This is a genomic window from Bacillus sanguinis (assembly GCF_018332475.1).
Classification (GTDB): domain Bacteria; phylum Bacillota; class Bacilli; order Bacillales; family Bacillaceae_G; genus Bacillus_A; species Bacillus_A sanguinis.
Genome location: NZ_BOQB01000127.1, coordinates 23,151 through 33,727, shown reverse-complemented (window position 1 = coordinate 33,727; position 10,577 = coordinate 23,151). Strand labels below are relative to the sequence as shown.

At 34.0% G+C, this 10,577-nt stretch carries 14 protein-coding genes; 13 read left to right on the top strand and 1 reads right to left on the bottom strand.

Annotation, left to right across the window (positions count from 1 at the left end):
• Positions 1-87: 87 nt before the first annotated feature.
• The 3 genes from fadH to KI369_RS15380 all read left to right on the top strand — a co-directional run bounded on the left by fadH (position 88) and on the right by KI369_RS15380 (position 2,996).
• Positions 88-852, top strand: a complete 765-nt coding sequence (gene fadH / locus KI369_RS15390) for a 2,4-dienoyl-CoA reductase (RefSeq protein WP_212956528.1) — start codon at positions 88-90, stop codon at positions 850-852.
• A gap of 255 nt (positions 853-1,107) precedes the next feature.
• Positions 1,108-2,325 (top strand): EAL domain-containing protein, encoded by a 1,218-nt coding sequence (locus KI369_RS15385; RefSeq protein ID WP_000564300.1) that lies wholly within the window; start codon positions 1,108-1,110, stop codon positions 2,323-2,325.
• Between the two features lie 182 nt (positions 2,326-2,507).
• The gene (locus KI369_RS15380) at positions 2,508-2,996 is read left to right on the top strand and encodes a DUF3993 domain-containing protein (RefSeq protein WP_212956529.1); all 489 of its coding nucleotides are present in this window, start codon (positions 2,508-2,510) and stop codon (positions 2,994-2,996) included.
• Between the two features lie 112 nt (positions 2,997-3,108).
• Here KI369_RS15380 and KI369_RS15375 read toward each other — a convergent pair whose 3' ends face one another.
• Positions 3,109-3,345, bottom strand: a complete 237-nt coding sequence (locus KI369_RS15375) for a glutaredoxin family protein (protein ID WP_000717880.1) — start codon at positions 3,343-3,345, stop codon at positions 3,109-3,111.
• A 234-nt stretch (positions 3,346-3,579) separates the two neighbouring features.
• Here KI369_RS15375 and KI369_RS15370 point away from each other — a divergent pair, with 234 nt between their 5' ends.
• The 10 genes from KI369_RS15370 (at position 3,580) to KI369_RS15325 (ending at position 10,570) form a co-directional block, all read left to right on the top strand.
• A complete protein-coding gene (locus KI369_RS15370) occupies positions 3,580-3,816 on the top strand; it encodes a YkuJ family protein (RefSeq protein ID WP_000055151.1) in 237 nt (78 codons plus the stop codon).
• Positions 3,817-4,032: 216 nt separating this feature from the next.
• Positions 4,033-4,182: a hypothetical protein gene (locus KI369_RS15365; RefSeq protein ID WP_000440537.1), complete on the top strand. Its 150-nt coding sequence runs from the start codon at positions 4,033-4,035 to the stop codon at positions 4,180-4,182.
• Positions 4,183-4,256: 74 nt separating this feature from the next.
• On the top strand, positions 4,257-4,775 hold the full coding sequence (locus KI369_RS15360) for a ribonuclease H-like YkuK family protein (RefSeq protein WP_000896654.1): 519 nt from the start codon (positions 4,257-4,259) through the stop codon (positions 4,773-4,775).
• A 108-nt stretch (positions 4,776-4,883) separates the two neighbouring features.
• Positions 4,884-5,075: an antirepressor AbbA gene (gene abbA / locus KI369_RS15355; protein ID WP_212956527.1), complete on the top strand. Its 192-nt coding sequence runs from the start codon at positions 4,884-4,886 to the stop codon at positions 5,073-5,075.
• Positions 5,076-5,245: 170 nt separating this feature from the next.
• Positions 5,246-5,689, top strand: a complete 444-nt coding sequence (cbpB, locus tag KI369_RS15350; protein ID WP_048530727.1) for a cyclic-di-AMP-binding protein CbpB — start codon at positions 5,246-5,248, stop codon at positions 5,687-5,689.
• 141 nt (positions 5,690-5,830) lie between these two features.
• Positions 5,831-6,715, top strand: a complete 885-nt coding sequence (gene ccpC, locus KI369_RS15345; RefSeq protein ID WP_061678286.1) for a transcriptional regulator CcpC — start codon at positions 5,831-5,833, stop codon at positions 6,713-6,715.
• 71 nt (positions 6,716-6,786) lie between these two features.
• Positions 6,787-7,509 (top strand): 2,3,4,5-tetrahydropyridine-2,6-dicarboxylate N-acetyltransferase, encoded by a 723-nt coding sequence (gene dapD / locus KI369_RS15340; RefSeq protein WP_212956526.1) that lies wholly within the window; start codon positions 6,787-6,789, stop codon positions 7,507-7,509.
• 60 nt (positions 7,510-7,569) lie between these two features.
• Positions 7,570-8,700, top strand: a complete 1,131-nt coding sequence (locus KI369_RS15335; RefSeq protein WP_212956525.1) for an N-acetyldiaminopimelate deacetylase — start codon at positions 7,570-7,572, stop codon at positions 8,698-8,700.
• A gap of 254 nt (positions 8,701-8,954) precedes the next feature.
• Positions 8,955-9,821 carry a cytochrome C oxidase assembly protein gene (locus KI369_RS15330; protein ID WP_212956524.1) on the top strand — a complete coding sequence of 289 codons (867 nt, stop codon included), beginning with the start codon at positions 8,955-8,957 and terminating at the stop codon, positions 9,819-9,821.
• An 83-nt stretch (positions 9,822-9,904) separates the two neighbouring features.
• Positions 9,905-10,570 (top strand): potassium channel family protein, encoded by a 666-nt coding sequence (locus KI369_RS15325; RefSeq protein ID WP_000504032.1) that lies wholly within the window; start codon positions 9,905-9,907, stop codon positions 10,568-10,570.
• Positions 10,571-10,577 lie beyond the last annotated feature (7 nt).

Sequence of the window (10,577 nt, the reverse complement as noted above, 5' to 3'; positions counted from 1 at the left end):
AAATATCAGAAAAGTTTAAAAATATAAAGATTTCTATTAAATAAAATGATAAAATGAATGTGTATTCATTTTTTGGAGGGGATGTATGTGAAAGAAAAGGTAGTTATTATAACAGGTGGATCAAGCGGAATGGGAAAAGGAATGGCGATTCGTTTTGCAAAAGAAGGGGCACGAGTTGTTATTACAGGACGTACAAAGGAAAAACTAGAGGAAGCAAAGTTGGAAATTGAACAATTTCCAGGACAAATATTACCTGTACAAATGGATGTAAGAAATACGGATGATATTCAGAAAATGATTGAACAGATTGATGAGAAGTTTGGACGAATTGATATTCTAATAAATAATGCAGCTGGAAACTTTATTTGTCCAGCAGAAGATTTATCCGTAAATGGCTGGAATTCGGTCATTAATATTGTGTTAAATGGTACATTTTACTGTAGCCAGGCTGTCGGAAAATATTGGATTGAAAAAGGGATAAAAGGGAATATCATTAACATGGTAGCAACATATGCATGGGATGCAGGTCCAGGAGTTATTCATTCGGCTGCAGCGAAGGCTGGAGTATTAGCAATGACGAAGACGCTTGCTGTAGAGTGGGGACGTAAATATGGAATACGAGTTAACGCTATCGCGCCAGGACCAATTGAACGTACGGGCGGTGCTGATAAATTATGGATTTCAGAAGAAATGGCTAAGCGTACGATACAAAGTGTTCCGCTTGGAAGGCTGGGTACGCCAGAAGAAATCGCAGGTCTAGCTTATTATTTATGTTCAGATGAAGCTGCGTACATAAATGGAACTTGCATGACAATGGATGGAGGACAACATTTGCATCAATATCCATTTTAAAAGGGATGAGAAAATGAATGTTTGATTCATTTTTCTACGGTTAAATGTGACGGAATTGTGACATATGAAAGAAAGGTGTTTACAAGAGGTCATATATACGGTATATTTAAGACCTCTTTTTTCTTCATAGTAGAATTGCTAATTCCCCTTAGCATTTTACCCCTCTAATCCCTTCAGGAAAACTGAAGGGATTTTTTATTATTTTTCCGTAAATATCATGTTATAATTTTTGAAAAGTAAAGGGAGGGAAGAACGTTGATAGATGCATTAGATGTAATGAGTAACTTGGATAAAGTCCTTCCTTATTATCAAGCTATTTTTAGTGCTGATGAGCATACTGTAATTGGATATGAAGTAGTAGGACGCATTCAAACAGAAGAGGGCATACAAAGTTTAGCTTCTTTCTTTCATGATGATTCTATTCCAAGTGAGTTTCAACTGGAAGCGGATAATATTATAGTAGAAAAAGCTTTAAATCGTTATTTAGAAAGTGATCAAAAACTATTATTATTTATACATCGGAATGCAAACGTATTAATGAACGATGATGATGAAAGTTTACTTCAACTTTTATTGATGTATGAAGAGCAAGGTTTAAATTTGAAACACATTGTTTTAGAGATTACAGAACATGAATGTAAAGAAGATATAGAGCAATTTAATCATTTGCTTATGTATTATCGTACATATGGTATTCAAATTTCGATTAATAAAGTCGGAACAGGTACAAGTAATTTAGAACGTATTAGCGTGTTGGCACCGGATATTTTAAAAGTAGATTTAACAAACTTAAGACAAACTGCACTTTTACAATCTTATCAAGATATTTTATATTCTTTATCATTACTTGCTAGAAGAATTGGTGCGACATTGTTATATGAAGAAATAGATGCTTTTTATCAACTACAATATGCTTGGAAAAACGGTGGTAGATACTATCAAGGGAATTATTTGAAAGAATGCTTACCTGATTTTATTGAAACGAACGTTTTGAAAGAACGACTTGGTAATGAGTGTCATCAATTTATTCAACATGAGAAGAAAAAGTTACAAAAGATTTATAATTTAACAGAAATGTTACGTGATCGAATTGGTGATGTTCTAGCCAAACAGAAAAAGAATGAAGATATAAATGATTGGTTATTACAATTTAGCCAAAGTGTATCACAGTGTAGTTTTCGCATATTTATTTGTAACGAAGATGGTTTCCAACAATCAGGAAACGTTATGAAAAAAGATGGGGAATGGATTGTGATGCCTGAGTATTATATGAAGAACTGGAGTTGGCGTCCGTATTTTCTAGAAAATATCATGAAAATGCGTTTTGAGAATAAGGCAAGACTTTCAGATTTATATGCTGATATTGAAACCGGTGAGATGGTACGAACATTTTCTTTTCCAATTGATGATGAAAACTTTTTATTTATAGATTTATCGTATGAATATTTATATGAAGAAGATGTTTTATTTTAATGCACGAAGAGATTCGTGCATTTTTTGTTTGTTTTTATCATAAATTGGTAATAGTGAAAATGGTGATGAAAATGCTGTCTATCGTTGTAAAGATTTTACGAACGAAACCAGCCCTTTCTTTGCATAATCATTGTTACAATGAATACTACAAAGACAAGTTTTCTGAAAAGGAAGGTGAAAAAATGAGGAAATATGGAATATGGTTAGTTCTATTTGTATGCGTTGCCTTTCTAGTTGGTTATAGTGTTACAACTGTTTTAGGAAAAGAGGAAGTAAAAGTCGATCGGGAAGAAGTGTTTACAACGATACAAAAAGGCTATGAAACCCAATTTTCAATTCGTGGGAAGCAATTGCCGATGAATAAGATGATAGAAACGTTATCGCCGTATTTTACAGAGAATTTCCTTCAAGTATTTACAGATGAAAATAGTAGAAGTGATAAACAAAGTGGTGAATATTTACTTCCAGCAAAAGAAGCGCCGTTTTCTTTTCATTCAGAAACGAAAATGTCATATGATGAAGAGCATAAAATTTTATATGTATATGAGCGGGCGAAAAGTGGACAATATCAAATTGTAACATTGCAAAGAGATCAAGGGAAATGGAAATTGGCTGGATATCATGAAAGCCAAGAACTTTTAACTGAAATAAAAAGATTGAAACAATTATAAAGTGAAACTTTAAGCAGTGGGTTATATCCCGATGCTTATTAGCCCGCACCAATCGGGCGTTTACTTCCTAATAAATAGCGGGATAAAAATAGGAATAGGTTTTTACCTATTCCTATTCTATATTGAGTAGCTGTTGTAATTTTTCAATTTGAAAACCAGCAACAACTTCTCCATCAATTACAACTGTTGGAGTTGAATAAGAATCATAGTCATATAAAAGACGATTGCGGGCAGCAGCGTCTTTTTTTACGTCAAATTCTTCATATACAACGTTATTATGCTTTAAAAATTCTTTCACAATGACACATGGCGGACAATCAGGTTGTGTGTAAACCTCAATTTTTTTCATTGTAATTCCTCCTTTTTTCTGTTTTTTTATTATATTCTTCCAGTATAAAAATCGCAATAAAGAAGGGAAAAGATGTTCTTTCTGTTTTTTCCTTCGCATTTCGACAAATTTTTAGTTGAGTTTCTGGCCAATAACCTTTATCCTAGAGTGTGGAACATTTTTTCTGTTATGACGGATAGAATGAGTATAGCTGTAAAACCTATTGGTAGGAAGATCAGAGAAAGGAGAGATTTCATGTCTCTACTCCAAGGAATTTTAACTCGACTTGTTAGTCTACAAGAACAAGCTGAAAGCGGTGAAGTAGCACAACGCTATTTTGAAGTGAACGGTGAGCGCAAATGTAGCGTGAAATTTTTCGATAAAAGTGAAATGTATGAGTTAGAAGTGTATCAACAAGGTGAAAAACCTCAAGTGTATCAATTCGATAATATCGACATGGTTGCAATTGAGATTTACGATATCATTTCTTGATACATATAAAAAAGGTGTTGCCATACGGCAACACCTTTTTTAGTTCTATTACTTTTTAGCATATATGTATAGGGATTTTTCATTTTTCCTACAATGGTAATAAAGTAAAATTGTAATCAGTGGGGTTTCTTCGTCCTATTCTGATTATTAGCCATCACCAATTGGATGTTTACGGATAGCAAATAGTGGGATAAAAATAATGAGGAGGTGTGTTGTATGGAACGTTTACCGGTTGTGATTTGTCCTAACTGTCACAATTCTGCTGAGATTATTCATGTATTAACGGCTCAATCGAATCAAAATGTAATTTATACATGCCAAGTTTGCCATTATGTAATTCGAAATATTGAAACGAATAAAGGATAGGAAGTTATAATTTTTATTTTTGTCCCATACAATGAGAATACGAAAAGTCTGTCTAATTGAAAGGACGTGACTATGTGGCCGGTGAACATACATTTTATAATGTTTCAGAGAGACATTTGAATTTTGATATGGTCTTTAGCCGTATTTGTAGTTTCATTGAAAAGGATCCACGAAATTTATATCGCTTATCCATTGGGACAGACTCACAAGCGCATCAAAAGGATACGAGGTTTATTACGGCGATTCATATTCATCGCGTTGGAAAAGGAGCATGGGGGTGTTTACACCATAAATCAGTAAAAGATAAGCCAGCAACTTTACGTGAGAAAATATATTTAGAAACACAGTTTAGCCAAGAAATCGCATGCCTATTTACTCCAAACCATATACAAACAATATGGGATTTATTGCATCCATATGCTCAAGATGGGGCTGGATTTATAATGGAAATTCACTTGGATATCGGAAATGATGGTTTAACAAAAGAATTTATTCTAGATATGACAGCGAAAATTCAAGCGATGGGATTAACTGCAAAAATTAAGCCGGATGCTTATGCGGCGTTTAGTTATGCAAATCGATATACGAAATAAAAAACAATTTATATATAAATTCCACTAAAAACTGAATATTACATCTATTAAATAGCCTGTAAATTTTATATAATAAGAGTAACGATGCGAGTATAAGGAGAGGGGTATATGAAAAAGGAATTTGTTTTAACAGAAGAAGAAGAGAGTTTGTTACTAGATATTTTGTTTCAGCAAAATTATGCGAGTGAAATTTTAGCTGTAGAACTTACAGATATTGAGAATGGTTTAAAAAAGACAGATGTGATGCAATATAAAAAAATCACAAGGTTATTTTACAGATTAAAAAATAAAGGGTATTAAGCGCTACCGGAATGGTAGTCTTTTTTTTGTGTTGTATGCTAAAATAGCTGTGTAATTTTGTTTTTATTTGAAAAAAAGTAAGGACAAAATAATAATATGAAAACGCTGTCATAAAATGTGAATAGAGTCGGTGATTATAAGCAGGAAAAAGGGAAGATGGGGGATGTAATATGATTAGTATTCCAAAAGACGAGTTTCAACAAATTTTTGTGAAAGATTTAATGATTTCATCAGAAAAAGTAGCACACGTCCAAATAGGGAATGGTTTAGAGCATGCTTTACTCGTTCTTGTGAAATCTGGATATTCGGCAATACCTGTTTTGGACCCGATGTATAAATTGCACGGGTTAATTAGTACTGCTATGATTTTAGACGGTATGTTAGGGCTAGAACGCATTGAGTTTGAAAGACTTGACGAGATGAAAGTAGAACAGGTGATGAAGGAAGACATTCCGGTACTTAAATTAGAAGATTCATTTGCAAAAGCTTTAGAAATGACAATTGATCATCCTTTTATTTGCGCTGTCAATGAAGAGGGGTATTTTGAGGGGATTTTAACACGTCGGGCTATTTTAAAATTGCTAAATAAAAAAGTAAGGCAACATAATCGATAATGTGAGAAAAGTGACTTCATAGAAGCGGAGAAGTCACTTTTTTTCGTGCATATCAGTTGCGTATGTATTATATTTAAAAAGATAAAAAATATAAGGGTACATAGTTAAATTAAGGATGAAAAGCTTATTGAGATAAGGTGTATGGAAGCTAAGGAAAGAGGGAGAAAGTTGCAAATTGATGATTTTCAAATGATGGTTGTGTTAGCTCAGGAATCAAATATGAGAAAAGCGGCGGAACGTTTATTTGTTTCACAACCTGCGCTTAGTCAACGATTACAATCTATGGAGAAACAATGGGGAATGAAGTTTTTTATTCGCTCACAAAAAGGATTGACCATTACACCTGAAGGGGAAAAAGTCGCAAATTATGCAAAAGAAATGCTACAAAAGGAAGAGGATATTAAAAGTGAACTAGCTGTTTTTAGAACAGAAACTCACGGAACATTAAAAATAGCTGTTGCATCAGTTATTGGTCAATATTGGCTTCCTCCTGTTTTGAAGAAGTTTGTACATAAATACCCTTCTGTGAAAATATCGCTGTTTACTGGCTGGAGTAGTGAAGTGCAAAAGCAATTTTATGAAGGAGACGTTCATGTTGCTATATTGAGAGGTACACAAGAATACAAAGGTCAGAAGCAACAATTATTTGAAGATGAACTTTATTTAGTGGATAAAGAAATAAAAGACATTTCGATGTTAAAAGAAACAAATAGACCATTTATTCAATTTAAAAGTGATTCGACTTATTATGGACAAATACAAAATTGGTGGTATGGTTTATTTTCTAATCCACCTAAGAGAACGATTGTGGTTGATCAAATTGAGACTTGCAAACAACTCGTTTTAAATGGTATAGGTTATGCTCTTTTACCTTCGACTGTTTTAAAAGAAGTACAGGAAAATATGTATAAAACACCTGTTCAATTAACGAGAGAAACATGGTTATTGACGAGTGAATCGGCCAGACAATTGAAGCAAGTACGGGCATTTTTAGAAATTATAGAAGAAATTCAAATGGAAAAATAGGATTATTATCTTGCTACTCGCTCTATCGTTTGGTAGAGTAACATTATAAATGGATTTAGGAGGCAACAAGAATGAAAATGATGGACGCTAACGAAATTATTTCGTTTATTCAAAAAAGTGAAAAGAAAACTCCTGTAAAGGTATACATAAAAGGGGAGTTAAAAGAAGTAACATTCCCTGAAACGGTACAAGCATTTGTAAATAAAAAGTCTGGTGTATTATTTGGAGAATGGTCTGAAATTAAGACAATTCTTGATGAAAATAGCAAGCACATTGTTGATTACGTTGTTGAAAATGACCGTCGTAATTCTGCGATTCCAATGCTTGATTTAAAAGGTATTAAAGCTCGTATTGAGCCAGGTGCGATTATTCGTGATCACGTTGAAATCGGCGACAACGCTGTTATTATGATGAATGCTACGATTAATATCGGTGCTGTAATTGGTGAAGGTTCTATGATCGACATGAATGCGGTACTTGGTGGACGTGCAACTGTTGGTAAGAACTGTCACGTAGGTGCGGGTGCAGTACTTGCAGGTGTTATTGAGCCGCCGTCAGCAAAACCAGTTATCGTTGAAGATGATGTTGTAATTGGTGCTAACGTAGTTGTCTTAGAGGGAGTTACAGTAGGTAAGGGTGCAGTTGTAGCAGCAGGAGCTGTTGTAACAGAAGATGTGCCTCCATATACAGTTGTTGCGGGTACTCCAGCACGTGTAATTAAAGAGATTGATGAGAAAACAAAAGCAAAAACTGAAATTAAACAAGAGCTTCGTCAATTAAACCCAGAGAAATAAAAACAAAAAAGCGTAAGAGCATAACGGGCTCTTACGCTTTTTATAGATAGAGGTGCAAAAATGGCAGTAAGCAAATTCATTCAAATACGTAGAGACTTACACAAAATACCGGAAATTGGATTTAAAGAGTGGAAGACACAACAGTATATTTTAGATTATATAGGAACGCTTTCGAATGAGCATGTGGAAGTGAGAGTATGGAAAACGGGTGTCATTGTTAAAGTAAATGGAAAAAATCCAGAAAAAATTATCGGTTATCGCGCAGATATAGACGGTTTACCAATTACCGAAGAAACTGGGTATGAGTTTGCTTCTATTCATGAAGGAATGATGCATGCATGTGGACACGATTTGCATACAACAATCGGTTTAGGCCTTCTAACAGCAGCTGTAACAGAAAGAATAGATGATGACCTTGTGTTTCTATTCCAACCCGCTGAAGAAGGTCCAGGAGGGGCTCTTCCTATGTTAGAGAGTGAAGAGTTAAAAGAATGGAAGCCGAATATAATTCTTGGTCTTCATATTGCGCCTGAATACGCTGTAGGAACAATTGCAACAAAAGAAGGGCTATTATTTGCGAATACATCAGAGTTATATGTTGATTTAAAGGGGAAAGGTGGACATGCAGCCTACCCGCATACTGCAAATGATATGATTGTTGCAGCAAGTCACCTTGTTACACAACTTCAATCCGTTATTAGTCGTAATGTGAATCCTCTTGATAGTGCAGTTATTACAATCGGAAAAATAACAGGTGGTACAGTTCAAAATATCATAGCAGAAAAATCTCGGTTAGAAGGAACGATCCGAACGTTATCAGTGGAATCAATGAGTCGTGTGAAAAGTAGGATTGAGGCAATTGTTGCAGGTATAGAAGCTTCTTTTCAATGTGAAGCGGTCATTGACTACGGAGCGATGTATCATCAAGTATATAACCATGAAGCATTAACGAGAGAGTTTATGCAATTTGTAAGTGAACAAACTGATATGAATGTAATTACATGTACCGAGGCAATGACAGGGGAAGATTTTGGTTATATGCTTCAAGAGATTCCTGGCTTTATGTTTTGGCTTGGGGTCAATTCAGAATATGGTTTGCACCACGCAAAATTAAAACCAGATGAAGAGGCTATTGAGAAAGCTATCGCATTTTTAGATCAATATGTGAAGTGGAAAGGAACTAGAAAGTAAACTTGTTCGCCAAATTTGCTAAAAATTAAAGTGAGTACTTGTTAGTTCCAATACGTAAACATCCTTCGTATTTGTTTTGGATATACATTGGCATACAAATAGATAAAGTAATGAGCAGTGGTTTTGAACCGCTGCTCATTATTCATTATCGCTTATTGAAAAGATGATTAGTTAACTAGCTTATATATGTTTACATTTCGTGTAAAAAGTGTGTAAAATCAAAGTGAAACATAGAAAAAAGGGTGGGGAATTACGTGCAAATTAGCAGTGCAATGTTGTGTTTCGTTTTATATGCGTATGTTATTATTGCGGCGGTGTATTTTGGGATAAGTTTTTATGCCTACCGTTTAGCAGATAATCATGAATATGACGAAACATATAAATGGGTGAAGAGGTATTTATCACCTGTATTAGAAATTATGAATGGGTTCGTTCTCTTTTTATTTATTGGATTAATTGCTTTCTCAACGAGTTTAGTAGGGAATAAAACGACATTATTTGTACTAGGTATCATTATTTTTATGTTGTTAGGAATACGGATTGGTAACACGGTGTTTTGGAATGAAAGAAAAGTAGATGGTTGGACTGGAATGCTAATCCCATGTATGTTAGCGGCTATCGTGACAAACATAGAGCATGAGTATTATCAATTACATTTTTGGCTTATTATCGTTTTAACAATTCTTTCAGTTTTGTATATAAGTACGGTAGTATTAACATACATTGCACATGAAAAAGGCGATGTTAAAGGAACTCGCTTCTTTAGAGGGCAAGCATTATTTTGGAGTGTGCCAACGATGGCAGTTATAGGAATTATTGCGATATTAGTAAATGGATATCACTTTACTGATTGGCAATTGTTTTTAGAAAATTGGTGGATTTTCATCATTTCGTTTATCGCTTTTTTAGGTGCAACGCATTATTTATTCCATCAGCATCATTACATATTGGCATTGCTATTCGCATTTATACAACTATTATTTGCTTTCTTCGGACAAGAAACGTTATTATTCGTTTTTGAAACATTTAGTTCATTTGGAAATATATTTGTATTTGGTATGTTAATTTTCAGTATCGCATTTTATTTACAACAGTATTTTTATATGCAAAAACAAAAATAAGAATGATATACAGGTTTTTGTAGCAAATCTAAAGTATGTTACAATAAAAATACATAGTATTCGATGTTATTGGAGGAATTCCTGTGGGTGAAAAAGAGAAAGAATTTGCTGTCATTGGGCTTGGGCGTTTTGGTGGAAGTATTTGCCGAGAACTCGCTCAATTAGGTATGGAAGTAATGGCAATTGATTCAGATGAGGATAAAATTAATGAGTTTGCAAATATAGCTTCGCATGCTGTAATTGCAGATTCGACAGATGAGATGGTATTAAAAAGTCTTGGTATTCGTAATTTTGACCATGTAGTCGTTGCGATTGGAGACAATTTAAATTCAAGTATTTTAACAACATTAATTCTAAAAGAGCTAGGTGTAAAAAATATTACTGTAAAAGCTCAAAATGATTACCATGAAAAAGTGTTAAGTAAAATAGGGGCAGATCACATTGTGCACCCAGAGCGTGATATGGGAAAAAGGATCGCTAATAATATTGCATCAAGTAATGTATTAGACTATCTTGAGCTTTCAGATGAGCATAGTATTGTAGAGATTATTGCGAATAAAAAAATTGATGGTCATTCTTTAATCGAATTAGATATTCGTGCGAAGTTTGGATTGAATATTGTAGCGATTAAACGTGGTAAAGAAGTAATTGTATCTCCTCGAGCTACGGAAAATATTCAAGCAGGAGATATATTGATTGTAATTGGTCATGATGATGAAGTAGATCGTTTTAAACACTTTTTAAGATAAGAGAAAA

Bases quoted from the DNA above. Each gene is read 5' to 3' on its own strand.
- KI369_RS15380 (WP_212956529.1), top strand. From the start codon at position 2,508: ATGAGGAAATATGGAATATGGTTAGTTCTATTTGTATGCGTTGCCTTT.
- KI369_RS15375 (WP_000717880.1), bottom strand. From the start codon at position 3,345: ATGAAAAAAATTGAGGTTTACACACAACCTGATTGTCCGCCATGTGTC.
- KI369_RS15370 (WP_000055151.1), top strand. From the start codon at position 3,580: ATGTCTCTACTCCAAGGAATTTTAACTCGACTTGTTAGTCTACAAGAA.
- KI369_RS15365 (WP_000440537.1), top strand. From the start codon at position 4,033: ATGGAACGTTTACCGGTTGTGATTTGTCCTAACTGTCACAATTCTGCT.
- abbA (WP_212956527.1), top strand. From the start codon at position 4,884: ATGAAAAAGGAATTTGTTTTAACAGAAGAAGAAGAGAGTTTGTTACTA.
- cbpB (WP_048530727.1), top strand. From the start codon at position 5,246: ATGATTAGTATTCCAAAAGACGAGTTTCAACAAATTTTTGTGAAAGAT.
- ccpC (WP_061678286.1), top strand. From the start codon at position 5,831: ATGGAAGCTAAGGAAAGAGGGAGAAAGTTGCAAATTGATGATTTTCAA.
- dapD (WP_212956526.1), top strand. From the start codon at position 6,787: ATGAAAATGATGGACGCTAACGAAATTATTTCGTTTATTCAAAAAAGT.
- KI369_RS15335 (WP_212956525.1), top strand. From the start codon at position 7,570: ATGGCAGTAAGCAAATTCATTCAAATACGTAGAGACTTACACAAAATA.